The 25,855-nt window shown below is 71.2% G+C and carries 22 protein-coding genes; 12 read left to right on the top strand and 10 right to left on the bottom strand.

Annotated features, from left to right (window positions below):
- The first annotated feature begins 128 nt into the window (after positions 1–128).
- A complete protein-coding gene (locus WME95_RS45180) occupies positions 129–1,565 on the top strand; it encodes an ABC1 kinase family protein (RefSeq protein WP_437905403.1) in 1,437 nt (478 codons plus the stop codon).
- A gap of 87 nt (positions 1,566–1,652) precedes the next feature.
- Here WME95_RS45180 and WME95_RS45185 read toward each other — a convergent pair whose 3' ends face one another.
- Positions 1,653–2,324: a hypothetical protein gene (locus WME95_RS45185; protein WP_437713092.1), complete on the bottom strand. Its 672-nt coding sequence runs from the start codon at positions 2,322–2,324 to the stop codon at positions 1,653–1,655.
- A 76-nt stretch (positions 2,325–2,400) separates the two neighbouring features.
- On the opposite strand from WME95_RS45185, the gene WME95_RS45190 reads away from it, so the two are divergent.
- On the top strand, positions 2,401–3,702 hold the full coding sequence (locus tag WME95_RS45190; protein ID WP_437547045.1) for a citrate synthase: 1,302 nt from the start codon (positions 2,401–2,403) through the stop codon (positions 3,700–3,702).
- A 91-nt stretch (positions 3,703–3,793) separates the two neighbouring features.
- On the opposite strand, the gene WME95_RS45195 is transcribed toward WME95_RS45190, so the two are convergent.
- Together WME95_RS45195 and WME95_RS45200 are read right to left on the bottom strand one after the other, a co-directional pair.
- Positions 3,794–4,999, bottom strand: a complete 1,206-nt coding sequence (locus tag WME95_RS45195; RefSeq protein WP_437905404.1) for a serine/threonine-protein kinase — start codon at positions 4,997–4,999, stop codon at positions 3,794–3,796.
- A 91-nt stretch (positions 5,000–5,090) separates the two neighbouring features.
- Positions 5,091–5,312 (bottom strand): hypothetical protein, encoded by a 222-nt coding sequence (locus WME95_RS45200; RefSeq protein ID WP_437296083.1) that lies wholly within the window; start codon positions 5,310–5,312, stop codon positions 5,091–5,093.
- Between the two features lie 157 nt (positions 5,313–5,469).
- On the opposite strand from WME95_RS45200, the gene WME95_RS45205 reads away from it, so the two are divergent.
- The 4 genes from WME95_RS45205 (at position 5,470) to ggt (ending at position 10,847) form a co-directional block, all read left to right on the top strand.
- Positions 5,470–6,576: a hypothetical protein gene (locus tag WME95_RS45205; protein ID WP_437905405.1), complete on the top strand. Its 1,107-nt coding sequence runs from the start codon at positions 5,470–5,472 to the stop codon at positions 6,574–6,576.
- 7 nt (positions 6,577–6,583) lie between these two features.
- A complete protein-coding gene (locus tag WME95_RS45210; RefSeq protein ID WP_437905406.1) occupies positions 6,584–7,678 on the top strand; it encodes a WD40/YVTN/BNR-like repeat-containing protein in 1,095 nt (364 codons plus the stop codon).
- 430 nt (positions 7,679–8,108) lie between these two features.
- Positions 8,109–8,708: a hypothetical protein gene (locus WME95_RS45215; protein ID WP_437905407.1), complete on the top strand. Its 600-nt coding sequence runs from the start codon at positions 8,109–8,111 to the stop codon at positions 8,706–8,708.
- 240 nt (positions 8,709–8,948) lie between these two features.
- Positions 8,949–10,847 carry a gamma-glutamyltransferase gene (ggt, locus tag WME95_RS45220; protein ID WP_437905408.1) on the top strand — a complete coding sequence of 633 codons (1,899 nt, stop codon included), beginning with the start codon at positions 8,949–8,951 and terminating at the stop codon, positions 10,845–10,847.
- A gap of 93 nt (positions 10,848–10,940) precedes the next feature.
- Here ggt and WME95_RS45225 read toward each other — a convergent pair whose 3' ends face one another.
- On the bottom strand, positions 10,941–11,684 hold the full coding sequence (locus WME95_RS45225) for a universal stress protein (RefSeq protein WP_437547057.1): 744 nt from the start codon (positions 11,682–11,684) through the stop codon (positions 10,941–10,943).
- Positions 11,685–11,859: 175 nt separating this feature from the next.
- On the opposite strand from WME95_RS45225, the gene purB reads away from it, so the two are divergent.
- Both purB and WME95_RS45235 read left to right on the top strand, forming a co-directional pair.
- Positions 11,860–13,158, top strand: a complete 1,299-nt coding sequence (purB, locus tag WME95_RS45230) for an adenylosuccinate lyase (RefSeq protein ID WP_437905409.1) — start codon at positions 11,860–11,862, stop codon at positions 13,156–13,158.
- 47 nt (positions 13,159–13,205) lie between these two features.
- A complete protein-coding gene (locus tag WME95_RS45235) occupies positions 13,206–15,002 on the top strand; it encodes a DUF885 domain-containing protein (RefSeq protein WP_437905410.1) in 1,797 nt (598 codons plus the stop codon).
- Positions 15,003–15,110: 108 nt separating this feature from the next.
- On the opposite strand, the gene WME95_RS45240 is transcribed toward WME95_RS45235, so the two are convergent.
- From WME95_RS45240 to WME95_RS45250, 3 genes are all read right to left on the bottom strand, one after another.
- Entirely contained in the window at positions 15,111–16,691 is a 1,581-nt protein-coding gene (locus WME95_RS45240) for a lactate racemase domain-containing protein (RefSeq protein WP_437547063.1), read from the bottom strand.
- Positions 16,692–16,764: 73 nt separating this feature from the next.
- Positions 16,765–17,427 carry an HAD family hydrolase gene (locus WME95_RS45245; RefSeq protein WP_437905411.1) on the bottom strand — a complete coding sequence of 221 codons (663 nt, stop codon included), beginning with the start codon at positions 17,425–17,427 and terminating at the stop codon, positions 16,765–16,767.
- Positions 17,428–17,556: 129 nt separating this feature from the next.
- A complete protein-coding gene (locus tag WME95_RS45250; protein ID WP_437547067.1) occupies positions 17,557–18,324 on the bottom strand; it encodes a phosphoadenylyl-sulfate reductase in 768 nt (255 codons plus the stop codon).
- Between the two features lie 78 nt (positions 18,325–18,402).
- Here WME95_RS45250 and WME95_RS45255 point away from each other — a divergent pair, with 78 nt between their 5' ends.
- Positions 18,403–19,389, top strand: coding sequence for an ArsA family ATPase (locus tag WME95_RS45255; protein ID WP_437547069.1), 987 nt, complete (start codon positions 18,403–18,405; stop codon positions 19,387–19,389).
- A 10-nt stretch (positions 19,390–19,399) separates the two neighbouring features.
- Positions 19,400–20,608, top strand: a complete 1,209-nt coding sequence (locus WME95_RS45260; protein ID WP_437905412.1) for a hypothetical protein — start codon at positions 19,400–19,402, stop codon at positions 20,606–20,608.
- Between the two features lie 91 nt (positions 20,609–20,699).
- Here WME95_RS45260 and WME95_RS45265 read toward each other — a convergent pair whose 3' ends face one another.
- The 3 genes from WME95_RS45265 to WME95_RS45275 form a co-directional block, all read right to left on the bottom strand.
- Complete coding sequence (locus WME95_RS45265) at positions 20,700–21,725, bottom strand: NADP-dependent oxidoreductase (RefSeq protein ID WP_437905413.1); 1,026 nt, start codon at positions 21,723–21,725, stop codon at positions 20,700–20,702.
- Positions 21,726–21,775: 50 nt separating this feature from the next.
- Entirely contained in the window at positions 21,776–22,465 is a 690-nt protein-coding gene (locus WME95_RS45270; RefSeq protein WP_437547075.1) for a class I SAM-dependent DNA methyltransferase, read from the bottom strand.
- 89 nt (positions 22,466–22,554) lie between these two features.
- On the bottom strand, positions 22,555–23,355 hold the full coding sequence (locus WME95_RS45275) for an MlaE family ABC transporter permease (RefSeq protein ID WP_437713107.1): 801 nt from the start codon (positions 23,353–23,355) through the stop codon (positions 22,555–22,557).
- A gap of 424 nt (positions 23,356–23,779) precedes the next feature.
- On the opposite strand from WME95_RS45275, the gene WME95_RS45280 reads away from it, so the two are divergent.
- Together WME95_RS45280 and WME95_RS45285 are read left to right on the top strand one after the other, a co-directional pair.
- Positions 23,780–25,111 carry an AAA family ATPase gene (locus tag WME95_RS45280; RefSeq protein WP_437905414.1) on the top strand — a complete coding sequence of 444 codons (1,332 nt, stop codon included), beginning with the start codon at positions 23,780–23,782 and terminating at the stop codon, positions 25,109–25,111.
- Positions 25,098–25,796 carry a retron system putative HNH endonuclease gene (locus tag WME95_RS45285; protein WP_437905415.1) on the top strand — a complete coding sequence of 233 codons (699 nt, stop codon included), beginning with the start codon at positions 25,098–25,100 and terminating at the stop codon, positions 25,794–25,796. The genes WME95_RS45280 and WME95_RS45285 overlap by 14 nt, the downstream gene beginning before the upstream one ends.
- The last annotated feature ends 59 nt before the right edge of the window (positions 25,797–25,855 follow it).

Here is a 25,855-nt window from a genome sequence, read left to right on the forward strand (position 1 = left end):
GCTCCGCTGCGCGGCCGAGGCCCGCGGCGACCCCCTCGCCGGGATTCGCCCATCGCCGCAGGGCGAGGGCGAGCACGGCTGGCCCCGCGCGGCCCCTGCGGTAGCATGGTGCGGCTGCTTTGCCGCACATGACGCTCGCCGTCCGACTCTTCCGCGCGCTGCTCGCGTTCTCGGTCATCCTGACGAGCTACCTCATTCAGCTGGGGCTCGTGCGGGTGTTCGCGAGGCGCCTCGGGCGCGGCTCGCCCGCGGGTGAGCCGCCTCGCTGGCTCGTCGCGCGCCGCGACCGCGTCGATCAGAACAACGCCCGGCGCCTGCTGCGCGCCATGCTCCAGCTGCGGGGCGTCTTCATCAAGCTCGGCCAGGTGCTGTCCATCATGGGCGGCTTCTTGCCTCGTGCTTACGGCAAGGAGCTCGAGCAGCTCCAGGACCAGGTGCCGCCGCACCCGTTCAGCGATCTCGAGGCCGCGCTGCGCGCGAGCTTCGGCCGCTCCGCGGGCGAGCTGTTCGCGTCGATCGAGCGCGCGCCGCTCGCGGCCGCGTCGCTGGGGCAGGTCCACGTCGCGCGCCTCCGCGACGGCCGCAAGGTCGCGGTCAAGTTCCTCTACCCCGGCATCCGCGGGATCATCGCCGTCGACCTGCGCGTCCTGCGCCTCGCGATCCTCGTCTACAAGCGGTTCGTCCCGGTGGGGCACATCGAGCGGGTGCACGAGTCGCTGGTCGACTTGCTCCGCCGGGAGACCGACTACCTGCACGAGGCCGCGTGCATGGAGCGGATGGCGCAGAACTTCGAGGGGGACGCGGGCATCGCGTTCCCGGAGGTCATCCACGAGCTCACGACGCGCGACGTGCTCACGATGACCTTCATGGAAGGAATCAAGATCACCCGCCTCGACGCGCTCCGGAGCGCGGGCGTCGAGCCCTCGGACGTGGCGCTCCGGCTCGTGCAGGCCTTCTACAAGATGCTCTTCGCGGATCGCTTCTTCCACGCCGATCCGCACCCGGGGAACTTCCTTGTCGCCGCGCGGCCCGCGGAGGAGGGCGGCGGCTTTCGCCTCGTCGTCCTCGACTTCGGCGCGAGCTGCGAGGCCCGGGACGAGCTCATCGACGGGCTGCTCGACATCCTGAAGGGCATCTTCGCGCAGGACGACGCGGCGGTCGTGCGCGGCTTCCGGAGGATGGGCTTCGTCGCGCCCGGGGGCAACGACGCGCTCCTCGAGAGGACCGTGAAGACCTACTTCGCGAAGCTGCTCAAGATCCGGGATCGCACGCCGGCGGCGCTCATGCGCGCCCGCCCCGAGCAGCTGGAGCGGCTCGCGGACCCCGAGCTGGAGCGCGGTGAGCTCCAGGAGCTGATGCGGTCGTTCGAGTACCCGGAGGACTGGTTCTATGTCGAGCGCGCTTGCGTGCTCCTCTTCTGGCTGGCCGCCCAGATCGATCCCCACCTCGATACGATGGCGGCCGGCTTCCCGTACCTGATGCCGTTGATGGCGCAGCGCGAGGCCAAGGCCGGCTCCGGCTCCGGCGGGTCGGACCCGGCGCCGCGCCGCTCGCCTGCGGAGTGAGCCGAGGGCCATCACCACGCTCAACACGCGCAACATGCGTTTCGCGCGCGTTTCGTAGGTGTTTCGTTTGCGCTCTTCGCCCGTGCGTTACCGTGTTGGGAGCGGGCTGAAGCGCGGGCCGGGGCGGGTGAGCCCGAGCTGCGCGAGGAAGGGCGCATAACTCGAGTCGCGATCTGCCATGATCTCCGCGAGCCTCATCTTGACTGCGGCGATCCCTGCCCCTTCAAGGCGTCGGTAATTGTCCTCGGCGGGGTCGACCGCAGGCTCGACGCCTGCCCCCGCGAGGACGGTCCCAGTATGGTTCAGCCCCTCTGGAATCGTTTGTACAAACGGATCTGGCGCGTGTCGGAGGAGACCGACGAGCCGGTGCGAGTTCGTCTCGTCCCCCGCCATCTCGGGGTGGAACGCGGCCAGCACCGGCGCGGGGCTGAGGCGCCGCCGCAGCTGTTCACCCAGGCGCGACGCGAAGCGCTCGAACTGGGGCGACGGAGCATGGATGCACGGGAAAACCAGGTGCACCACCGCGGAGTCGGCCTCCTCCATGACCGCCAGCGCCGTCTCCAGGACGGGCTCGCGATCGAGCAGGACGTAAAAGCGTCCGAATCCGGTTGCGGCGTCGCGCATGAACGGGCAGAGCCGGTAGCGAGCGACAACCTCGTCGGCGTAACGCCCGTGGACTCGCCGCACCTCGGCCGCAAACCGAGGCGCCTCCGGGTGGTGGGCCAGCTCCCCCCGCACGACCGGCTCGCTCAAATGCATCACCTCATTTTCTCGGGGAAGCATTCTTCCCTCGGCCCGTGATAGCTTACGCCGCGCTGCGGCGGAAGGAGGAGGCGTGCAGGAGACCGCGAAGTTAACGCTGAAGAAGAACGGTGGGGAGCAGACGATCGAGTTGCCTGTCATCACGGGCACCGAGGGGGAGAAGGCGATCGACGTCGCGTCCCTTCGTTCGAAGACCGGGTACGTTTGCATCGACCCGGCCTTCGTCAACACGGCCTCGACCACGAGCTCCATCACGTTCCTCGATGGGGAGAAGGGCATCCTCCGCTACCGCGGCATCCCGATCGAGCAGCTCGGCGAGAAGTCGACCTTCGTGGAGACCTCGTACCTCCTGATCTACGGCAAGCTGCCGAGCAAGAGCGAGCTGTCCCGGTTCTCCACGCTGCTCACCCGGCACTCGCTGATCCACGAGGACATGAAGCGCTTCTTCGACGGCTACCCGTCGACGGCGCACCCCATGGCGATCCTGTCCGCGATGGTGCTCTCCCTGTCGAGCTACTACCCGGAAGCGATCGACGTGAAGAACACCGAGCACCTCGACATCACCATCGCGAGGCTGCTCTCCAAGGTGCGCACGATCGCGGCGTTCTCGTACAAGAAGTCGATCGGCCAGCCGTTCGTCTACCCGCACAACTCGCTCTCGTACTGTGCGAACTTCCTCAACATGATGTTCTCGGTCCCGGCGGAGCCGTACGAGATCGACGAGGACATCGTGAAGGTGCTGAACCTGCTCCTGATCCTGCACGCCGATCACGAGCAGAACTGCTCCACGTCGACGGTGCGCCTCGTCGGGAGCTCGAAGGCGAACCTCTTCGCCTCGGTCGCCGCCGGCATCTGCGCGCTCTGGGGCCCGCTCCACGGCGGCGCGAACCAGGAGGTCGTGACGATGCTCGAGGCGATCCGCGCGGACGGCGGCGACGTCTCGAAGTTCGTCAAGCTCGCGAAGGACAAGACCTCGAACTTCCGCCTGATGGGCTTCGGCCACCGCGTGTACAAGAACTACGATCCGCGCGCCGTCCTCATCAAGGCGGCGGCCGACAAGATCCTGGCGAAGCTCGGCATCAAGGATCCGCTGCTCGACATCGCGCAGCGCCTCGAGGAGACCGCGCTGAAGGATCCGTACTTCGTCGAGCGGAAGCTCTACCCGAACGTCGACTTCTACAGCGGCATCATCTACCGCGCGCTCGGCTTCCCCACGAACATGTTCACCGTCATGTTCGCGCTCGGACGCCTCCCCGGCTGGATCGCCCACTGGAAGGAGATGAACGACGACCCGACCGGCAAGATCGGCCGTCCGCGGCAGATCTACACCGGCGAGAACGCCGTCGACTACACGCCGCTCGACGAGCGCGCGTGACCGCGGCGGGGCCCAGCGGCCCCGCCGGCACCTTCCACCGACGATCCCTTCCACCTGACGAGCGCGCCCTTGGCGGCGCGCTCGCGGCCCCTCAGCGGCTGAACACCAGCAGGACGACGATCATCGCCACGATGACGCCCGTGATGAGCGAGGCGCCGCCGACGAGCAGCAGCAGCTTGCCCGTCGAGAGCTGCGAGAGCGACGCGCCAGCGCGGGAGGGCGCTGACGGGTTGTCGTCGAGCGTTCGCTCCGGTCGGCTCATCGAGTGCGAATGGCGAGGGGCCGCGGCCGGCTCCACCACGGTCGGCTGCGGGCGCGCGCTCGGCGACCCGCCGGCATGCAGCGGAGGCGCCGGCTGCGATATCGGCTGGCCGGCGCGGATCCGCCCCTCGATGACGGCCTGCGCGTAGGGAGGCAGCGCGCCTGCGCGTACAGCGCGGACGTCCGCGCGCATGGTCTCGGCGTTCGGGTAGCGATGGAACTTGATGAACGCCAGCGAGCGATCGACCACGGCCGCGACGGAGGGCGAGATCCCGGGCGCGACCGACGCGAGCGGCGGCGCGGCCTCGGTCGCTGCGGCGATGACCTCCATGGCCTCCGTCACCTCGCCGTGCACCTGTCGGCCCGCGAGCAGCCGGAACATCGTCGCTCCGAGCCCGAAGAGATCGGTGCGCCCGTCGATGTCGTGGATGAGCCCCGTCGCTTGCTCCGGCGCCATGTACGTCGCCGTGCCCATGATCATGCCCGTCTTGGTCGCGGTCTTCTCGGGCAGGCCGGTGAGCCCGTCGACGACGCGCGCGATGCCGAAGTCGAGCATGCGCACGCGCCCGTCGTTGCCGAGGTGGATGTTCTCGGGCTTGAGATCGCGGTGCACGACGCCGCGCGCGTGCGCGATCGCCAGCGTCTCGAGCACCTGGTCCGCGAGCGCGAGCACCTCGCCGGCCGGCATCGTCCCGGTGCGCGCCATCCGATCGAAGAGCGTCTCGCCCTGGAGCGCCTCCATCGTCAGGTAGGCGAGGCCCTCCTGCGTCTCGCCGGAGGCGAGCACGCGCACCACGCCGGGCACCGCGTCCGCCCCGCCGAGCGTGTTGCCGATGAACCCCTCGCGGAGGAAGCGCTTCCGCACCTCCGTGATCGCGTTGAGCTCCGGGTGCAGCACCTTGAGCGCGACCTGAGAGCCGTCCGCCGCGCGCCCGAGCAGCACGCTCCCCATGCCGCCGGTGCCGAGCACGCGCTCGATCCACCACGTCCCGGCGAACGTCTTGCCGACCCAGTGCTCCGCGTCGTCGTCGTACACGAGAGGCGCCCTCTTTCGACCAGCGGCCATCCGAGGAGAGAGATCTCAGCGGCGAAGCCACTGGTAGGCCGCTCCGCTGCGGGCGCGCAAGCTAATTGATGGAGGTCGTGCCGAAACGGGGGTCGTCGTCAAGCCGCTCGGCCGCTGCCTTGAGCCCGGAGGCGACGCCCCGGAACGCGTCCGCTGGCATGCGAAACGTCACGCCAGGGCCGATGAGTGTCACGTGCACGGTGCCACACCCGCACCGGGTGATGCGTGTCGCCTCGTTCGAGGCGAGCTCGGTGTGTGGACCGCATTTCTTGGGCGCCGCCATGGTTGAACCTCTCCCACATCCTAGCAGCACCGGCCAGCGCTCGACCACGACGCCCCGGCGCGCGACGGAACCATGCCCGCCCCGTGACACGAACGCCCTGAAATTGTGCAGCCGTGTATATCTCTCTTCATCGCTGCGCGATTGCCTGGAGGGACTCATGGCCGGTCGATGCCTGACGCTTGGTTTGCTTCCTGTCGTGCTGGGGATCGTGGCCTGCGTTGACGGGGGCGGGGGTGGGGGCGAGACGCCCGCGCCGGTCGACGAGTCGCTGCTCGATGTGCCGCCGGTCGGCCAGGGCTTCCAGATGCAGACTGAGGAGACCGAGGTGCCGGCGGGGGTCGAGCAGCAGGACTGCTACTTCTTCAAGGTCAGCGAGCTCGCCGCGTCGAACGGGCTGGACCCGGCCGCGCCGGTGAACCTCCACCGCGTGCAGATCGCGCAGCGCGACGGCTCGCACCACATGAACATCTTCCGCGTGAAGACCGTGAAGGGGCTGGGGCCGGAGGGCGGGCTCATCCAGAAGAACCAGAACGGGGTCGGGGAGTGCTTCAAGAGCCCCAACTGGGCGGACTGGCCGCTCATCGCGAACTCGCAGCAGAACGGCCAGGTCGACTGGGAGTTCCCCGAGGGCGTCGCGAACGTCCTCGCGCCGGACGAGTGGCTGATGCTGCAGACGCATTACGTGAATGCGACGTCGCAGAAGACCCCCGAGGCGGTCGGCCGCGTCCGGGTGAACTTCTGGGCGCTTCCGGCCGCCGAGGTCAAGGCCGAGATGGGCACCGTCTTCGCGACCAAGCAGTCGATCCGTGTCTGTCAGTCGAACCCGACGCCCACGTTCGAGGGCTCGTGCCAGATCAACAGCCCCTCTCCCGTGAGGATCATCGGCGCCAACGGCCATTTCCACAGCCGAGGCACGCGGTTCGATATGTATGCATGGGACGGCAAGACCATCGGCACGCCTCCGGCCTCGGAGCGCTTCTACACATCGAACGCGTGGGACGACCCGCCGATGCTCATCTCGCCGGAGCTCGACAGGGAGCTCCCGACGAACGGCGGCGTCTGGTACGGATGCACCTACGAGTGGCAGCAGCCGGACCCGTCCGTGGGGTGCAAGGGCCTCGACGAGTACGACGTGTCCAAGAACGGGACCGCCGACGAGTCGCTCGATTGCTGCTACACGTTCGGGCCGATCGTCGAGAAGAACGAGCACTGCAACATCTTCGTCTATTACTATCCGAAGCAGGACGACGTGTTCTGCAACTGAGCCCTCCATGGCGGCGCGCCGGCAGGACCTCTCCAGGCGGGTCTTCACTCCCATGCGCACCTGCTTTCACTCCATGGCTGTGGCGGCGCTCGGCGCGGTCGCCCTCACCGGCTGCCCCGGCGATCCTGCGAGGCCGCCCGAGCAGGAGCCGCCGGCGTGGCGCGTGCTGCTCGACGAGGGCGATCTCGACCGCGCGGTCCTCTCGATCTGGGGGACGGCGCCCGACGACGTGTTCGCCGTCGGGGGGCCGCTCGGCAACACGGGCCTCCAGGCGCTCGCGCTGCACTACGACGGGGCGAGGTGGCGCGAGCTCCCGGCGGGCGGGGAGACGACCTTCTGGTGGGTGGCCGGCTCCGGTCCGCAGGACGTCTGGATGGTCGGCGAGCGCGGCCGCGCCGCGCGGTGGGACGGCGCGACGTTCACCGAGCACGAGACGGGGACGGAGGCCACGCTGTGGGGCGTGATCGCGTTTTCACCCGACGATGCCTGGGCGGTCGGCGGCATGCCCGGCAGCGGCGCGGACGCGGAGAAGGACATCGTCCTCCGCTGGGACGGCAGCGCATGGTCGCGAGAGCCGCTGCCGGCGGCGACTGGCCGGGCGCTCTACAAGGTGTGGGGCGAATCGTCCGAGGATCTCTACGCCGTGGGCGAGTTCGGCGTGATCTGGCACCGCTCGGGCTCGACCTGGGAAGTGCAATCCGATCCGCCGATCGCGCAGGGCACCCTGTTCACGGCCGCCGGCTGCAGCCGTGAAGAGGTATACGCGGTCGGCGGGAGAGACGTGCTCCGCTCGGACGGCGCGTCGTGGCGCAGGCTCGAGATAGAGCTCACCAACGACGTGAACGGCGTCGCCTGCGGCCGGCCGGGGGAGGTCGCGATCGTCGGGTATGGAGGGCTCAAGCAGCGCCTCGTCGACGGGGCCTGGATCGATGAGTTCACCGAGGAGCCCTACGCCGATCTCCACGCCGTCTGGGCCGACGGGGAAGGGGCCTTCTGGGCCGTGGGCGGGGACTTCCTTAGCCAGCCGACTCCCGGCAGAGCCCGCAAGGGCGTGGTGGCGCGCTACGGAACAGGGCAAATCGCCGACACTGTGAGCCGCTGATCACCACGTCGCAGGTATCCTCACCTGCTCGGACATGCCCTTGGTGTGGCATGGCGCATCATGGGACCGTGAACTCGTAGATACGCTGTGGCCGAGCGGGCACGAGCAGCGAGACTTTTTTCTTGGGAAATGCTTCAAAGGGTGGCGCTGGTCGTCCGATTGCAACACCTGCGGAGACCACACGCGGATCCCGCGCTCTGAACCCAGGAGAATTGGCATGCGACGGACCATTGCTCAGCTTTTTGTGAGTGCGTTTACTTTTGCAGTTCCTGCGCTGGTTGCCTCCACTGCATCAGCCCAGCCCAATCCATGTGGAAACCTCCAGCTCGCGGCGGCCGGTCAGTGTGAGATTCGCACCGAGGGCGGCTGTGAAGGCTACTGCGAGCCGGTCCGTTTCGAGGCGGAGTGCTCCGGGCGGTGCACTGGCGGCGTGCAGGCGTCGTGCACGGGCCAGTGCCAGGCGGACTGCGAAGGCGAGTGCACCGCCGACCCGGGGAGCCTGAGCTGCGAGGGGAGCTGCAAGGCGAGCTGCACGGGGAAGTGCGAGGCGAGGTGCGAGGCGAAAGCGGGTAGCGATGCCGGCGCGCGGGCGGACTGCGAGGCGTCGTGCTCGTCGAGCTGCGAGGGCGAGTGCAGCGTGAGCTGCGAGGCGACGCCGCCGAGCGCCTCGTGCGAGGCGAAGTGCGAGGCGAGCTGCGAGGGGGAGTGCAAGGTCGACGCGAACTTCGACTGCAACTTCAACTGCACGTCCGAGCTCCGGGGCGGGTGCGAGGTGCAGTGCACCACGCCGGATGGCGCGCTGTTCTGCAACGGGCAGTACGTCGATATCGCCGGCAGCATGGAGGAGTGCAAGAACTGGCTGCTCTCGCAGGGCGTCGACGTGGAGTTCCACGCCGAGGCGGAGGCCGAGGCCAGCGTCTCCTGCGCCGCCGCGCCGGGGTCGTCCTCGGCGCCGTTCGCGGGCACCGGGCTCGCGGCGCTCGTCGCCGGCGTGGGCGTGGCTGCGGCGCGTCGCCGCAAGCGGTCCTGAGCGGGGCTCGGCGCCCCTGACTGCGCGGGCGCCGCCCTGCGGCGCGCCGGCGCGCCCTGAACCGAAGCGCGCCGGCGCGCCCTGAACCGAAGCGCGCCGGCGCGCCCTGAACCGAAGCGCGCCGGCGCGCCCTGAACCGAAGCGCGCCGGCGCGCCCTCACCCACACCTCCCAGGCCGGGTCGCTCCGCGCGGCCCGGCCCGGCTCTGTCCGGCACCGGTGTAGATTCGCGCGCACCCTGATGACCCTGCTCCGTCGTTCGAAGCCGCGCTGGGCGCTCGCCCTGGCGCTGCTCGCAGGCTGCGAGGCCCGCACGCCGCCCGCGCCGCACCCGGCGGCGCCCGCGACGCTCGCGGCCGCCGCCGCGCCGGCCGTCGCCAGCGCGAGCGCCGGGGCGTCGGCCGCGAGCGCCGCCGCGGCGCCCACGGCCGACGTCGCGGCGCCGGAGCCGATGCCGCCGGTGCCGCCGATCGCGCTCGCCTCGGGCGGCCCGCGGGCGGTGCGCGGCGACGCCGGGCTCGTGACCTCGGTCGAGGAGCACGCGACGCGCGCGGGCGCGGACGTGCTGCGGCGCGGCGGCAACGCGGTCGACGCCGCGGTCGCCGTGGCGTTCGCGCTGGCGGTGACCCACCCGAGCGCGGGCAACATCGGCGGCGGCGGCTTCATGCTGGTCCGCCTCGCGAACGGCGAGACGCAGGCGATCGACTTCCGAGAGGCCGCGCCCGCGTCGGTGACCACCGAGTCGAACATGGCGATGCTGCGCGCCGGCGGGCACGGCTATGCGTCCGCCGGCGTCCCGGGCTCGGTCGCTGGCCTCGCCCTGGCCCACGAGCGGTTCGGCACCCGCCCGTTCGCCGAGCTCCTGGCCCCGGCGATCTCCCTCGCGCGCAAGGGGCACCGCCTCGGCGCGCGGCAGGCGCTGACGCTGCGCTGGGCGTGGCCGCGGCTGAAGGCCGATCGGGCCGCGAGCGCCATCTGGGGGCGGGGCAAGGCGCCGGTCGCCCAGGGCGAGCTGGTGCGGCAGCTCGATCTCGCCCGCACCCTCGAGACGCTCGCCGCGGAGGGGCCGCGCGCGTTCTACGAGGGCGCCATCGCCCGGCAGATCGCCGGCGCGATGCGCGAGCGCGGCGGCCACATCAGCGAGAGCGACCTGCGCGCCTACCAGGCGAAGTGGCGCGCGCCCCTCCGGTTCTCGTACCGCGGCTTCACCGTCGACACGATGCCGCCCCCCTCGATGGGAGGCGTCGCGCTCGCGGAGATGATGCTCACGCTCGAGCGGCTCAAGGCGCACGAGGCGCCCGCCGACTCGGGGCTGTCGCTGCACCTGTTCGTCGAGGCGGCGAAGCGGGCGTACGCCGATCGGCGCAAGGTGAGCGCCGACCCCGATTTCGTGGCGCCCGAGACGGCGCAGCTGCTCGCGCAGCTCCTCGACGGAGCCTACCTGATGCGCCGCAGGCCGCCCGTCGACCCGGAGCGGGCCACGCCGGCGGGCGACATCGCGGCGCCTCTGGGCGCCGTCGCGCTGGAGTCCCCGCAGACGACGCACTTCTCGGTGATCGACGCGCAGGGCAACGCGGTCTCGTGCACGACCACCCTGTCGGCGAGCTTCGGCGCGAGGATCGTGATCCCGGGCACGGGCATCCTGCTCGCCAACGCGCTGGGTGCGTTCTCCGAGACGGGGATCAACGCGGTGGCGCCGGGCAAACGCATGGCGAGCTCGATGACGCCCACCCTCGTGAGCCGCGACGGCAAGGTCGCGCTCGTCCTCGGATCTCCCGGCGGCGACACGATCCCGAACACCGTCGCGCAGGTCCTCCGCAACCTGGTCGATCACGGGATGACCATCGACGAGGCGGTCCGCCACGCGCGCATCCACCACCAGTGGATGCCGGATCGCGTGCGCGTCGAGCGGCTGACGCCTCCGCCGCAGGCCGCCCTCGACGACCTCGCGCGGCGGGGGCACGCCCTCGTCATGGACCCGATGCCGATCGGCGACGCGAACAACCTGCTCGTCGACGCGGCCGGCGTCGCGTGGGGCTACGCGGACACGCGGGAAGGGGGCAAGGCCGAGGGCGTCAGCGCGCCGGACAAGCTCGACCCGGCGGCGCAGGCCGACGCTCAGTCGTCGAGCGCGCGGTAGTCCGCCGCGCGGGCATCGAGCGCGCGGTAGCCCGCGCGCGAGCGATCCGAGCGCGCAGATCGCGCGCTCGGTGGTCCGCCGCGCGCCGCCGCGTCAGCGCAGCCTGGGGTCGTAGTTGGCCGCGTCGGCGTCGTCGTCCTCCTTGGGGCGCACGACGACGACCGGGCACGGCGCGTTCCGCGCGATCCGGTCGGCCGTCGAGCCGCCGAAGAGCCGCTGCAGGGGCGACTGCGGGTGCGTGGCCACGACGATGAGATCGGCGCTGAGCTCCCGGGCGAGCGAGACGATGGCCCGGTCCGGCCGGCCCGTGCGGAAGTGCATCGCCATCAGCCGGGCCTGGCCGTCCGCGAACCGGTGCTGGAGCACGCGGAGCGACGGCGGCGACGACGCGCCCGGCGTCGTCACGTCGCGCACTGCAGGGGCGACCTGCCGCGGGCCGATGACCACGGCGTGGATCTCCGTCTCGCCGCGGAGCGCCGCCAGATCGAAGGCGAAGCGCCACGCCCGCCCGCCCGGCTCGGACAGGTCCATCGCGACCACCACGATGTACGACTTCACCCGGCGACCCCCGCGCACGCTCGCGCGGGTCTCGCTCGCGGGCGCCGGCTCGTTCACGACAGCCGGCGCGCTCGCGGCGGCGGCCGCGCCGCCAGCGCGCCCCGCCGGCTCGCGGCGCCCAGGCTCGGCCCGCGGGGGGAGCGGCGCCTGGCTGACAGCGTCCGGCTCGCTCGCCCCTGCGGGCAGCGTCTCTGGCGGCGCGTCGCCCGCCGCGTGGGGCGTGCGGGCGAACGACCTGCCCTGATCGGCGCGCGCAGGCGCCGGTGCTTCGGTTGGCATCGCGCCAACGTTTGCCGCGCGCCGCGCGTCCGCAAGCGCCCCGCCCGACGGTGCGGGCCGTGCGCGGCCTGGCCCCCCGCGCGGGCGAGCAGCGCGAGCCGGCCCTCGCGCGGCCGGACCTCCCGGGACCACTCCATCCTTGACGCACCCTCCAGACCTTCGCAGCGTCCCGCCCATGATCCCCCGCTACACTCCCGCTGAATTCGAAGAGCTCTGGTCGCCCGCCACCCGATTCTCGACCTGGCTCGAGGTGGAGCTCGCCGCCTGCGAGGCGATGGAGGCCGAAGGGCTCGTGCCCGCCGGCATCGCGAAGGGGATCCGCGCGAAGCAGCTGACGCTCGATCCCGAGCGGATCGAGTCGATCGAGCGCACCGTCAAGCACGACGTCATCGCCTTCCTGACGCACGTCGAGGAGCTCGCGGGCGAGGGCGCGCGGTGGCTGCACCGGGGGATGACCTCGAGCGACGTGCTCGACACGAGCCTCGCGGTGCTGCTCGTCCGCGCGACGGACCTGCTCTCGGCGCGGCTCGACAAGCTCTGCAGCGCGCTCGCGCGGCGCGCGGACGAGCACCGGCGCACCCCGATGATCGGCAGGAGCCACGGCATCGCCGCCGAGCCGATCACGTTCGGCCTGGCGATCGCCGGCCACCTCGCGGAGATGAAGCGCGGCAGGGCGCGCCTGCTCGCGGCGCGCCAGGCGATCGCGGTCGGGAAGATCGCCGGCGCGGTCGGGACGTACGCGCACCTTTCGCCGCGCATCGAGGAGCGCGCGCTCGCGGCCCTGGGCCTGCGCCCCGAGACGGTCTCGACGCAGGTCGTCGCGCGCGATCGCCACGCCGAGCTCTTCACCGCGCTCTCGCTCATCGCGGCGGGCATCGAGCGGCTCGCGACCAACGTGCGGCACTGGCAGCGCACCGAGGTCCGCGAGGCGGAGGAGCGCTTCACCGTGGGCCAGAAGGGCTCGAGCGCGATGCCCCACAAGCGCAACCCCATCCTCAGCGAGAACCTGTGCGGCCTCGCGCGCATCGTGCGCGCGGCCGTGATCCCGGCGCTCGAGAACGTGCCGCTGTGGCACGAGCGCGACATCTCGCACTCGTCGGTCGAGCGGATGATCGCGCCCGACGCGACCTCGACGCTCGGGTTCATGCTCGACCGCGCCGCCGGGCTCGTGGAGGGGCTGGTCGTCTACCCCGAGAAGCTGCGCCAGAACCTCGACAGCACGGGCGAGCTCTTCTTCAGCGAGGCGGTGCTCCTGGCGCTCGTCCAGAAGGGCAGGCCGCGGCAGGCGGCCTACGAGCTGGTGCAGCGCTGCGCGATGCGCGCGATCGCGGGCGAGGGGCGCTTCCGCGACAACCTCGCCGCCGACGCCGACGTCGCGGCGCTGCTCGCCCCGGACGAAATCGCGCGCTGCTTCGACCTCGACCACGCGCTCTCGCACGTGGACACGATCATCGATCGCGCGCTCCGCGACTGACCTGCGGCGTTGACCTGCGCGGGCCGGTTTGACAGGCTCGGCCCCTCATGGCCGCACCCACACCTGTCCGCTCGCGCTGGCGCCGGCTCGCGGTGCTCGCGCCGCTCGCGGCGCTCGCCGCCTGCAGCGGGAGCGCCTCGGCGCCGCCTCCGCCTCTCGGCGCGGCGCCCCCTCAGGCCGCGGCGCCCCCTCAGGCCGTGGCGAGCGCCGAGCCCGCGCGGCCGGCGGAGGCGCCGCGCGAGCCGTTCACCGCGCTGCGCGATCGGATCCTGCGCGAGTGGGTCGCGGACGAGCCGGCCTTCGCGCGCTCGCGCGGGCTGCACGAGCAGGACGGCAAGGTCTCGGACTACGGCGCTGCCGCGATAGAGCGGCGGCTCGCGCGCCTCGAGCGCGACCGCGCGGCGCTCGCCGCCGTCGACGCCGCGGCGCTCTCCCCGGACGAGGCGCTCGACCGCGCGCTGCTCCTCCAGCAGATCGACCTCAAGATCTTCACCGGGAGGGACGTCGAGGAGTGGCGCCGACGGCCGCAGTTCTACGGCGATCTGTTCGGCGTGAACCACTACCTCGATCGCGCGTACGCGCCGCTGCCCGAGCGCGCGCGGCGCCTCCTCGAGCACGAGAAGGCGGCGCTGGCCCAGGCGCCGCGCGTCCTCGAGAACCTCGTGAGCCCGATGCCGAAGCCGGTGATCGAGGTGGCCGTGAAGATCTTCCGGGGCTACGCCGAGTACCTGCGCGGCGATGTCGTCAAGCTGCTCAAGGGCGTGGGCGACCCCGCGTTCCAGGCCGATTTCGAGAAGACGAACGCCGCGCTCGCCGACGCGGCGGAGAAGCTCGCCGAGCACCTCGCGAAGGTCGAGCTGCCGAAGGGCGACGCGAGCCACGTGCTCGGGGAGGCGCGGTACCGGAAGCTCCTCCTCGCGCAGGAGGGGCTCTCGATGCCGCTCGCCGAGTTCAAGAAGATGGGCGAGGACGACCTCGCGGCGAACAAGGCGGCGTACCAGGAGCTCGCCAGGAAGGTGAAGACCTCCCGGCCGAAGGCGGAGCAGCTCCTCGCCGAGGCGACGCGGATGATGGAGTCGGCGCGCAAGTTCCTCGTCGACAAGGAGATCGTGAGCCTCCCGTCCGACGAGCGGGCGATCGTGAAGGAGACGCCGCCCTACATGCGCTGGAACGCCGCCTTCCTCGACGCGCCGGGGCCGTTCGAGCGGAAGGGGCTCGAGGCGTTCTACTACATCACGAAGCCGGACCCCTCGTGGCCCCGGAAGGAGCAGGAGGAGTACGTGATGCTGCGGGGCACGCTGCTCTCGACGACCGTGCACGAGGTCTACCCGGGGCACTTCGTCCAGGGCCTGTGGGGGAACCGGGCGCCGACGGAGACGCAGAAGATGTTCGGGAGCTACTCGTTCGTGGAGGGCTGGGCCCACTACGTCGAGCAGATGATGATCGAGCAGGGGTTCGGCAAGGAGGACCCGCAGAGCCGCCTCGGCCAGCTCGCGGACGCGCTGCTGCGCAACTGCCGGGTGGTCGTGTCGCTCGGGGTGCACGCGGAGGGCATGAGCCTCGACGAGGCCGAGCGCCGCTTCGTCGACGACTGCTTCCAGGACCGCGCGACGGCGCGGGAGCAGGCGGTGCGCGCGACGTTCGACCCCGGCTACTTCGCCTACACGCTCGGCAAGCTCCAGATCCTGAAGCTCCGCGACGAGGCGAAGGCGGCCCTCGGCCCGGCGTTCTCGCTGCGCCGCTTCCACGACGCGCTCCTCTCGCACGGCTCGCCGCCGCTGCCGCTCGTCCGCGAGCGCGTGCTCGCCGAGCTCAAGGCGCCGATGAGGAAGCAGCCCTTATAAAGGCCTTGCTCCAGGGGGCCCAGCGCGTCGGCCGCGCCTTCAGCGTGCGCACGTCCATCGCGTCGCACCACGCCTCGAAGCGGTCGCGCGGCACGCCCCGCGGGCGCGCTAGGCCGTCACGTCGGCCATGAAGATCGGCGGGGTGTGCAGGGCCAGGATCTCCGGCGCGGGCGGGGCCGACTGCTTCGCCATCCGGAGCGCCTCGTCCATCGTGCGGGCCGTCTCCCAGCCGAGCAGCTGCGGGATGTACTCGTTGTCGGCGCCGACCACGATCATCCGGCCGATGTGCTGCCGCCCCGCCTCGCCCCAGTACCACATGAAGAACGGGTGGGTCGGGTGGTACGCGTGCCCGAAGCGGTACATCTCGATGTACGCGGGGTTCTCGGAGAACTTCTTCTCGTACCGCTTGTGCAGCTCCATCGCGTCCCGCGTCTCCGGCAGGAGCCGGTGCACGAACTCGATGTACGGGGCGTGGTGCTCGTTGTCGAACAGGTCGGTGCAGGGGTGGAGGATGATCATCGTCCCCCCCTTCTTGAGCATCGGCGCGCCGCGGTAGAGGTTGAACAGGTAGCCGTTCGCCATCACCTGCACGAGCAGCGGGTTCAGGAACGAGTTCACGTTGTACGGGCTGATGTACGGGATGCCCGTGATCAGGATGTCGGCCTGGCCCGAGACCGGGACGAGGTACTGGTCGAAGCTGCGCTTCAGCGTGTGCTCGTGGACGGCCTCGGTCTCGCCGGCGAACACCCCGGTCACCCCGAACGGCGAGGGGACGCGCTGGAAGATCGCCTGGCGCGCGGGCTGCGGCACCTTGGAGAGCGTGAAGCGGAGGGCGCGCAGCGCGCTCTTCTCGCCCGCGCTCAGGTCGTCCTCGTTCTTCGCGAGGAACTCGAGCGGGCGATCGAACATGCGGTTGTTGATCGTCGTCTCGATCGTGAAGACGTTGAGCTTCTTGTTGGCCAGCCGGCCCATGCGCTCGACGCTCGTGTGCAGCGCGGAGCTCTTCGGATCCATGTACGAGTAGCAGTCGCGCATCACCCGCGGGTTGTGGTGCGCGCGCAGGCTCCGGTACCCGCACAGGCCGACGGCGACCGACTTGTGCCCGCCGTCCATCGGCACGAGGTTGAGGTTCACGTAGATCACGAGGTCGCTGTCGACCGCGCGCTTGTTGAGCTCGACCTCCTCGCCGACGTCGGTCGTGCCGACGTACTTCATGTTGGCGGCGTTCTCGGCGTCGTGGTTGTAGAGCCGCTTCGGCCAGTAGGCGTTGAAGATCCGGTCGCCGACGATGTGGCGGACCTCCCAGTCCTTCATCCGCCGGTGGACGCTCGTGGCGATGATGATCTCCACGTCGTCGACGCCGTAGTCGGCGAGCAGGTCGAGCACGATCGTGAGCACCCGCTCGCGGATGTCGGGGCGCTTCATCTGCGGCAGCGGCAGCGAGATGTCGTCCACCGCGATCGTGACCTTCATCCCCGGGCGGAGCTTCGCGTAGAGCGGCTCCGAGTTGTGCGGGTGGTTGATCGCGTAGCGGATCGCGGCGTCGACGTCCTTCAGCGGCTCGATGGGCGGCTTCGCGTAGAGCACCCGGGTGCCGGTGGGCAGGTCGACCTCGACCAGCTGGTCGCCTGAGAAGAGCACCCGGGGGGCGCTGCGGCTGTCTAGCGTGACGACGCAAGGATGGCTCATGGGACCTTCAGAGCAGGGGGTGCGACGTGTTGGGCTGGATGGTGGCCTCCCGCCGCCGGCGGGGAGGCAGGGGTCATGCGGCGAGGTGGAGGATCGGCCAGTGGTACGCCTGCGCCAGCATCTTGAGCTTGCGGTCCGGGTTCACCGCCGCCGGGTAGCCGACGACCGAGAGCATCGGGACGTCCGAGTAGCTGTCCGAGTAGGCGAAGCACTCGTCGAGGTCGTGCCCGTTCGCGTGGGCGTGCTCGCGGATGAGCCGCGCCTTCTCGGGCCCGGCCACCACCGGGCGCAGGAGCTTGCCCGTCGCGAACCGATCCTTCACCTCGAGGCGGTTCGCGATGATGCCCGTCGCGCCGAGGTGCTCGGCGAGCAGCTGCATCAGGAAATCGAGCGCGCCGGAGATGAGGATGACGTCGTGCCCCTTGTCGAGGCTGCACTTCACGAGGTCCCGCGCCTTGGCGTAGATCGCCGGCTTGAGCACCTTCGCGAACGCCTCCTCCGCGAGCGCCACGAGGCGATCCTCGGAGACGCCCTCGAACGAGCTGAAGAGCAGCTCGTTGAAGAGGCGGCGATCCTGGAGCTCCGCCATCGCCATCCACGGCGCCTTGACGATGGCGCGGCCGAGCTTCGCGAGGCTGTGCATCGGCGTTGGCTGGTTCAGCATGTAGAACACCGTCGGGTGCACGAGGTTCGTCGTGACCAGGGTGCCGTCTACGTCGAAGTAGCTCGCCGGCATGCGAGGCAAATCTCCCTGCATGCCGTTTGAGTCAAGATCGAGCTGCCGCGAACCGGTGTTCGCAGGCGATCGTCACGCCGCGTCGAGGTGCCACGCCGCGTCGATGGGCTCGTGCAGGTCGTCGCGCCGTCACGCGGCGAACAGGCGCTCGTACCGGTCGTCGAGGTCGACGCCGCCGTCGGTGTCTCCCCGGTCCACGGGGTTGATGCCGCAGTACTCGACGCTCGCCAGGTGGCGCCAGCGCCCGGCGCGCTCGGGCTCGTCGGGCAGCACCGGCGTCGTGCAGGGGAAGCAGCCGATGGTGCGGAAGCCCATCCCGTGCAGCGGGTTCTCGAGCGCGTCCTCGTGCGCGGCGAAGTACGCGTCGAGCTCCTCGCCGGTCAGCGACGCGAAGGGGTGGACGCGGAGCGTGTTGTTCGCGGGGTCGAGGCCGAACGGCGCGACCTTGGCGCGGGCGCCGCCCTCACCCCGCCGCAGCGCCGCGACGAGCGCGTCGTAGCGGCCTCGGATGGCGCCCAGCGGGGCCGATTTGCGGAGGTCGCAGCAGCGCTCCTGGCCCTCCTTCGAGAGGTAGAGCAGCCCTTCCTCGCGCGTCTGCTGCGCGAAGCTGCGCTCGGGCGACAGCGTGACGACGCGCAGGTTCGGGTGGGTCCGCGCGAGCTCGTCGCGCGTGGCGAGCGTCTCGGCGTGGAGCACGCCGGTGTCGACGAAGACCACGTCGAAGGAGAGCCCGGCGCGGTCGGCCATGTGGCAGAGCGCGGTCCCGGCGCGCTGCATGCTGCTCATGATGGCCGCGCGCGGGCCGAAGGACTCGCGGACGAAGCGGAGGAGCTCGACGGGGGACGCGCCCTGGAAGCGTCGGTTCAGCGGTTCGAGGTGTCGCTCGGTGATGCGCATGAGCGATGCATAGCAGAGCCCGTTTCCTTGATCCGGGTTGCCTTCGCCTGAGCTTGCGCCTAACTCCGCTATCGCGGAATGACCAGCGCCTATCAAGCCTCAAAAGCGGGCGGGCTCGGCCACGACCTGCCGGAGCTCGAGCGCCGTCGCTTCCTGTTCGTGACGGGCAAGGGAGGGGTCGGGAAGACGACGATCTCCGGCGCCCTCGCCCTCGCCTTCGCCGCCCGCGGCAAGCGCGTCCTCGTCGCGATGTGCCACACGAAGGAGCGGCTCTCCGCCATCCTCGGCTCGAAGCCGATCGGCCCGGAGGTCATCCAGGTCGCCGAGCGCGTGTCGGCGGTGAACATCGCGCCGGACAGGGCCCTCCGGGAGTACGGCGAGATGGTCCTGAAGATGCGGGCCGCGGCCGATCTCGTCTTCGACAACAAGTACACGCGCACCTTCTTCCGCGCGGTGCCCGGGCTGTTCGAGTGGGCGATGCTCGGCAAGGCGTGGTTCCACACGACGGAGCTGCTCCCCGACGGCTCGAACCGCTTCGACGTGGTCCTGCTCGACGCGCCCGCGACGGGGCACGGGGTGGACATGCTGCGGGTGCCGAAGGTGATCCTCGACGTGGCGCCGCCGGGCATCCTTCGCCGGGACGCCGAGGCGGCGTGGGCGATGTTCAGGGATCCCGCGCGGAGCGGGGTCGTCGTCGTGACGCTCCCGGAGGAGATGCCGGCGACCGAGACCGTCGAGCTCGTGGCGGAGGTCCGGGGCGACCTTGGCCTGCCCGTCCACCGGGTGATCATCAACGGCGTGCTGCCGGCGCTGTTCTCGCCCGAGGAGCAGCGGGCGCTCCTCGTCGACCCGGCGCGCCTCGACATCCAGGCGCCGGCGCGCGCCGCGGACACCGTCGAGAGCGCCTTCGTGGCCGGCGCGCGGCGGGCGATGCGCGAGTCGGTGCAGCGCGAGAGCCTGGCCCGCCTGCGGCGCGATCTCGACCTGCCCACCGTGATGCTGCCGTTCCTCTTCGACGAGGCCTCGACGGTCGCCGGCACGCGGATGCTGGCCGAGCGGCTCTGAGCGGGGGCGGATGCCGGCGGCCCTGCTGCGAGCGAGCCCGCTGCTCCGCGACGGACGGGCGCTGCTCGACGCCGATCGCCTCGTCCACGCGGGGGTGGCCGACCGGCGCGCGAGCTTCGAGCTCGCCTTCGCCGCGATGCCGCCGCACACGGGTTTTCTCGTGGTCGCCGGGGTCGAGGCGGCGCTCGAGGCGCTCGCGGCGGACGGCGCGCGCTTCGACGCGGCGGCGGTCTCCGCGGCGCGCGCGGCGTGCGGCCTGAGCGACGCGCTCGAGGAGCGGCTCGCCGGCGCGCCGCTGTCGGTCGACATCGACGCGATGCCGGACGGGACGATCGCCTTCCCGGGGACGCCCGTCGCCTCGGTGGAGGGGCCGTTCATCGAGGCGCTGCTCGTGGGCGCGCTGCTCGCGCCGGCGCTCCGCCGCGGCACGGCCGCGGCGACGCGGGCCGCGCGGCTCCACATCGCGGCCGGCGGCGGCGACATCGTCGACGGGTCGTCGGCGAGCGTGCCGTTCGCCGACGAGGCGCTCGCGCTCGCCCGCGCGGCGCACGTGGGCGGCGCCGTGGCGACGACGAGCGCGCTCGCGGCCACGGCGCTCGGCATCCCGTTCCGCGGTGAGGCGGGGATCGACCTCGGCGAGCTCGCGCCGCCGCCGTCGCCGCTCGAGGGCAGCTGGCCCTGGTACGCGGATCGCATGGTCGACCTCGGGGGCGACGACGAGGAGGCGCTGCTCCTCGAGGCGAGGCGCGTGGGCGGGAGCGCGGGCGGCTGGGTCGCGTCGGGGCTCGGGGAGGCCGTCGAGGGGCTGCCGGCGGCGCGCTGCGAGCTCGTGGCGCTGGAGGAGGCGGGCGCGTGGGCGCTCCGGCAGGGCACGAGCGATCGCGGGGACGTGATCGCGGGGCGGAAGATGGTGGCGCGCTACTACGACGAGGCGGGGCGCGCGGCCCTCGACGTGATCCACCTCGCGCACGAGCGGATGCTGGCGCCGCGCGCGCTCGGTGTCGCGAGGCTCGCCCCGCTCGCGCGCGCGGCGATGCGCGGCGGGCGCGCGCTCGAGTCGCCCGAGCCGGCGAGCGCCGGGCGCGAGCGCTCCCTGGCGGCGCGCCAGCTGCTGCCGGACGCGGTGGCGCTCCTGCGCGCGCCGGCGAGGTACCCGGTGCAGTTCTCGCCGGCGCTGATCGCGCTGCGGGAGCCGGAGCCGGCGGGCGCGCTGCGGTAGCTTCCGGAGCCGACCACGCCGCCGAGCTCCCGTGCTTCAGGGATGAGGTACTGCCCCGCCTCGTCGACAGGGGCGTCGCCGGCCTGGCTGACTAGTCGGAGACCTTGATCAGCAGCTTTCCGATCTTATTCGGCTGGAAGAGCATCGCGAGCGCATCCGGGGTGTTCTCGAGCCCTTCCACCACGCGCTCGCGCCAGGTGATCCGGCCCTCCTTGATCCAGCCGTGGATCTTCTCGAAGGCCTCGGGGAAGCGCGCTTGATGATCGCTGACGACGAAGCCCTGCACCCGGAGACGCTGCATCAGGATGAGCGGGAAGCGCACAGGGCCCGGGCGGGGCTGTTTGTCGTTGTACGTCGAGATGAGGCCGCAGATCGTGACCCTGCCAAAGAGGTTCATCTTGTCGAGCACGGTGTCGAGGATGTCGCCGCCCACGTTCTCGAAATCGATGTCGACGCCCTTCGGACAGGCGCGGTCGAGCGCCGCGGCGACATCCTCGGTGCGGTAATTGATGCAGGCGTCGAAGCCGAGCTCTTCGGTCACATAGCGGCACCCGGCGTCGCTGCCGGCGATGCCCACCACGCGACAGCCCGCGATCTTGCCCATCTGGCCGACCAGGGAGCCCACGGAGCCGGCGGCGCCGGACACGACGATGGTCTCGCCGGGCCTCGGCTGCGCGATATCGAAGAGGCCGACGTAGGCGGTGAAGCCGCCGGTCACGTGAAGTGGGCAGAGGAAGGCGCCGAGCGGGAGGTCCAGCGCGGGCAAGCGCGTGAGGGCGAGGTCGCCGGGCGCCGCGACGTTGTAGTCCTGCCAGCCGAGGAGGCCGGAGACGAGGTCTCCTGCGCCAAAGTCGGGGTGGCGGGAGCGCTCGACGACGCCGACGCCGAGCGCGCGCATCACCTCGCCCTGGTTCACGGGCGGCATGTACTGCTTCGTGTCGCTCATCCAGATCCGGTTCGTCGGATCGACGGACAGGTAGCGCGTGCGGACGAGGACTTCGCCGTCGCCAGGCTCCCGGACCGGCGCCTCGCGGAGCTCGAAATGGCTGCGGTCCGGCGGGCCCTCGGGGCGCGCCTTGAGGACGTAGTGGCGGTTGGAGAGGGACGAGGTGCTCATGAAGCGAAGCTAGACGCCCGGGGGCCGCACCGGAAGGTGCAAGCCGCGCCTCACGCGCCGGCACGCACGCCGACCGTCATGGTCTGCGCGCCGAGCGGGAACCACGCGAGCCAGGGCTCGAGCGGACGCAAGGGCGCGAGCGGCCGCGGGAAGAACAGCACGTAGTCCTGCCGCACCGAGGCAAGCGCGCCAGCGAGCAGCGCGCGCACCTCGCGTGGCGGAAGCAGGATGGCGTCGTCGTCGAACGGACACAGCCGCACCGCCCGCCGCGTGAGCGGGTTGTACGGGTTGTGCTCGAAGACGAACAGGCGCCCACCCGGCTTGAGCTTGGTCGCCACCGCCTGCACCAGCCTGGAGCGCTCGGGCGGCGGGACGTGGTGCAACACGCCCGACAGCACGGCCGCGTCGAACCGCTCGCTCGGGATGGCGGCCTCCTCGCCGTACACGGTCGCGCTCGGAGCGTGCTCGCGCGCAAGCTTGGCGCTCTCCGCCGACGGGTCGAAGGCGCCGACGAAGGCGAAGCGACCGCAGAGCAAGCGCGTGAGGCTGCCGGTGCCGCAGCCGTAGTCGAGCACGCTGTGCGCGCTGGACACGCCGGCCCGCGCCAGGCACCCGAGCTTGTGCTCGGCGAAGTACTCGGGCCCTTCCCCGCTCAGGCGCACGCTCCGCTGGTGCGCCTCGCGGTAGGTGGGGGCGTAGTGATCGAACTTTTCGACTTCGGAGGCGCGATCGAGCGACACGCCGGCTACCGTAACATCCGGGCCGCCGCCCCGCAGCATCGCGGCAAGCGCTCGCGGCCCAGGTAGAGCCGGGAGAACGCCGCTGCGGCTCACATGTCGAGCAAGAGCTGCGTCAGGATGTAGTTCGTGACGAGCACGGTGACGCAGCTCTCGACGACCGCGCGCGTGGTCGCGACGCCGACGCCGCGCGCGCCGCCCGAGGCGTAGAAGCCGTGGCGGCACGAGACCGACGAGACGATGAAGCCGAAGACGCACGCCTTGATGAGCCCCATGGAGATGTCCTTGGGGAGGGCGAAGTCGCGGATGCTCTGGAAGAACGCGCCCTCGTCGCCGCCGAGCCAGAGCACGGCGACGAGGTACGAGCCGCACATGCCGACGCTCGTGTACAGGATGCAGAGCAGCGGCAGCATCACCGTCGCGGCGAAGAGCCGGGGCGAGAGCAGGTACTGCACGGGGCTCACGCCCATCGTCGCGATCGCGTCGATCTGCTCGGTGACGCGCATGTTGCCGAGCTCCGCGGCCATCGCGCTGCCGGCGCGGGCGGTGACCATGATCGCGGAGAAGACCGGCGCGAGCTCGCGGGCCAGCGAGACCGCGACGAGGCCGCCGACGCGGCCCTCGGCGCTGAACGCGCGCAGCGCGTAGGACGTCTGCAGCGTGACGACCATGCCGCTGAAGACGCCGGTCAGGCCGACGATGAAGACCGACTGCGCGCCCATGAAGTCCATCGCCGCGAGGAACTGGGCGGGGCGGAACGGCGGGCGCACGAGCCAGACGATCGTCTGGAAGGTGAGCGTGACGATGTTGCCGATGTTGTCGAGGAACGCGAGGACCGGCTCCAGCGCCCTGTTGAGCAGCTCGCCGCGGCTGGTCTCGGCGCCTTCCTTCACGGTGCGCTCTTGTACCACGCAACGCCGCCGCGCACGGGGCCGGGCTCGCGACGACCCCGCGCGCCCGCTCGCCCGCGCTGCGGCGCGCGCTTCGCGCCGGCATACGGCCGGGGAAGGTCACCCGGCGGGCGGACGCCCGGCCTGAGGGGCCCTCGTGGTGGCAAATGAGGCCGCCGGGGGAGGTGCCCGCGGCGGCGACTCCGGGAGGCCACACGGTGTAGAGGGCTGCGCTGCGGTGGTGCCTTCGCGCCATGCGGCGGCACCTGGCTGCGCCATCGTGGAGGCATGGCACCGGCAAGAGGCGTGGTAGGACGCGATCCTCTCGACGCTCAACCTGCCAAGACGGCGGCCGGCGGACCCGGCGATCCTGGCGAAAAACGGCTAGCTCCCCGGGTTTCCAGCGCGTATCACCCACCGGGCCTCGATGCGAATCGACGAGATCCGGCTGATCAACTTCCGCGCCTTCGAGCGGTTCGCGCTGCATCTGGAGCCGCGGCTCACGGTGCTCGTCGGCCGCAACGGTACGGGCAAGACGACCGTGCTCGAAGGGCTGGCAGTGGCGCTGGGCGCGTGGCTGAGCTTCTTCAAGGCGAGCCGGGACGACCGTGCGATCCCGAAGTCGGCGGCGCGCCTGGTGACCACGATGCACGGCGGCGTCCCGAGCATGACGACGTGCTACCCGGTGCGTGTCGAAGCGAGCGGTGAAACCCCGCAGGGCCAGTTGGAGTGGGCGCGGGAGCTTCGCGGCGCAGATAGCCGCACGACGACGAGCGTCACCCAATTCGGTCGGGAATTCCCGCTGGAGGCGACTCGATTCCTGCCTCCTGGCATCGCGGAGGGGACGGCGGATGCCGGGCCCGCCGAGCTCCCTGTGCTCGCCTACTACGGAACAGGTCGGCTGTGGCACCACAAGCGGGACAGGAACCCCGAGAGGGCGGGCTTGAAGTCCAGGCTTCAAGGCTACCGGGCTGCCCTCGAGGCCGCGTCCGACCAGAAGGGGTTCGAGGCCTGGATGGCCTGGCGTGAGGAGGATCGCGTTCAGCGCCTCGCTCGCGCCGCGGAGGAGGGGCGCCCGCTCACCGAGGTGCGGAGCCCCGAGCAGGAGGGGGTGAGCGCGGCGGCCTGCGCCTGCCTCGAGGGCGCTCGTCGGATCTACTACAGCGCCAACCACCAGGAGCTGCGCGTCGACTTCGTCGATGGCTCCTCCCTCCCGTTCAGCGCCCTCTCCGACGGCCAGCGGAACCTCATCGCGGTGGCGGCAGACATCGCGTGGCGTGCGACGCAGCTCAACCCGCAGCTCGGCGCCGAAGCCCCGGCGCGGGCGACGGGCGTCGTGCTCATCGACGAGGTGGATCTCCACCTCCACCCCGCGTGGCAATGGCGCGTGCTGGACGATCTTCTTCGCGCGTTCCCGGGCCTCCAGTTCGTCGTGACGACGCACTCGCCTCAGGTGATGTCCGCTGCCCCGCGCGGCTCGGTGCGTCTCCTCGACCCGGATCACCAGGCGCACCGGGTCGAGAGGATCGCGGGCAAGGACTCCAACACCATCCTGGAGGACATCCTCGGCGCTCCTTCACGCTTGAAGGAGACTCGGGAGAAGCTCGACATGCTGGCGCGGTTGATCGACGACGGCCAGCTCGTGGAGGCGAAGGCGCTGCTGGCAGAGCTGTCGGGCTTCCTCGGCGAGGACGACGCTCAGATCGTCGCCGCGCGATGGGAGCTCTCCATGGCGGAGACCGGCGATGCGTCGGATTGAGAAGGACCGCGAGCCCGCTTGCCTGGCGGACCTCCGGGGCACGCCGGGCGCGGCCTGGAGCTCGGTGCACGGGACGCAGCGGCAGCAGATGCGGGAGCACGCGTTCAAGGAGCAGCACGGGCTTTGCGCGTACTGCATGTCCCGGCTGCCGGGACCGCCCAGCGCCGAGGGCATGAAGATCGAGCATTTCGAGACGCGCGCGCTGTCGCCGGAGCTGGTCTTCGACTGGGACAACCTCCTCGGGGTCTGCCTGGGCGACGTCGGCATCAGCGATGGCGGAGGAGATCACCGTGACCGCTATCACTGCGACACTTACCGCGGACATCTCCCGAAGGATGAGCAGCGGCTCGAGCTGAACCCGGCGGCGTTTCCGCCCGACGTCAGCTCGATGTTCTCGTACACAAACCAGGGGGAAATGCGCGCCGCGCACGGCTTGGAGCCCACGATGCGCGCCAGCGCTGAGGCGCAGATCGAGCGTTTGAACCTCAACATCGCCCGCCATCAACGGAACCGGAGGGCCGCGATCGACGTCCTCCGGTCCGAATTTCAGAGGAAAGCGCCGAGGGCCGCGCGCGTGAAGGCGCTGCTGGAGCTTTCGACGACTCCAGATGCAGCCGGCCTCTTGCCGCCCTACTGCCAAGCAGCCGCCTACTACCTGGAAAAGAAGCTCCGGCAGCTCGGCTGAAGCGGCAGATGACGATCGCCGTTGCGCCGAGGCCCATCGGACCCATGCGGCAGCACCTC

Origin of the sequence: Sorangium sp. So ce327, assembly GCF_051530205.1 — a bacterium.
Lineage (GTDB): Bacteria > Myxococcota_A > Polyangia > Polyangiales > Polyangiaceae > Sorangium > Sorangium cellulosum_B.

Bases quoted from the DNA above. Each gene is read 5' to 3' on its own strand.
- WME95_RS45180 (WP_437905403.1), top strand. From the start codon at position 129: ATGACGCTCGCCGTCCGACTCTTCCGCGCGCTGCTCGCGTTCTCGGTC.
- WME95_RS45185 (WP_437713092.1), bottom strand. From the start codon at position 2,324: ATGCATTTGAGCGAGCCGGTCGTGCGGGGGGAGCTGGCCCACCACCCG.
- WME95_RS45200 (WP_437296083.1), bottom strand. From the start codon at position 5,312: ATGGCGGCGCCCAAGAAATGCGGTCCACACACCGAGCTCGCCTCGAAC.
- WME95_RS45205 (WP_437905405.1), top strand. From the start codon at position 5,470: ATGGCCGGTCGATGCCTGACGCTTGGTTTGCTTCCTGTCGTGCTGGGG.
- WME95_RS45210 (WP_437905406.1), top strand. From the start codon at position 6,584: ATGGCGGCGCGCCGGCAGGACCTCTCCAGGCGGGTCTTCACTCCCATG.
- ggt (WP_437905408.1), top strand. From the start codon at position 8,949: ATGACCCTGCTCCGTCGTTCGAAGCCGCGCTGGGCGCTCGCCCTGGCG.
- WME95_RS45225 (WP_437547057.1), bottom strand. From the start codon at position 11,684: ATGCCAACCGAAGCACCGGCGCCTGCGCGCGCCGATCAGGGCAGGTCG.
- purB (WP_437905409.1), top strand. From the start codon at position 11,860: ATGATCCCCCGCTACACTCCCGCTGAATTCGAAGAGCTCTGGTCGCCC.
- WME95_RS45235 (WP_437905410.1), top strand. From the start codon at position 13,206: ATGGCCGCACCCACACCTGTCCGCTCGCGCTGGCGCCGGCTCGCGGTG.
- WME95_RS45240 (WP_437547063.1), bottom strand. From the start codon at position 16,691: ATGAGCCATCCTTGCGTCGTCACGCTAGACAGCCGCAGCGCCCCCCGG.
- WME95_RS45245 (WP_437905411.1), bottom strand. From the start codon at position 17,427: ATGCCGGCGAGCTACTTCGACGTAGACGGCACCCTGGTCACGACGAAC.
- WME95_RS45250 (WP_437547067.1), bottom strand. From the start codon at position 18,324: ATGCGCATCACCGAGCGACACCTCGAACCGCTGAACCGACGCTTCCAG.
- WME95_RS45255 (WP_437547069.1), top strand. From the start codon at position 18,403: ATGACCAGCGCCTATCAAGCCTCAAAAGCGGGCGGGCTCGGCCACGAC.
- WME95_RS45260 (WP_437905412.1), top strand. From the start codon at position 19,400: ATGCCGGCGGCCCTGCTGCGAGCGAGCCCGCTGCTCCGCGACGGACGG.
- WME95_RS45265 (WP_437905413.1), bottom strand. From the start codon at position 21,725: ATGAGCACCTCGTCCCTCTCCAACCGCCACTACGTCCTCAAGGCGCGC.
- WME95_RS45280 (WP_437905414.1), top strand. From the start codon at position 23,780: ATGCGAATCGACGAGATCCGGCTGATCAACTTCCGCGCCTTCGAGCGG.
- WME95_RS45285 (WP_437905415.1), top strand. From the start codon at position 25,098: ATGCGTCGGATTGAGAAGGACCGCGAGCCCGCTTGCCTGGCGGACCTC.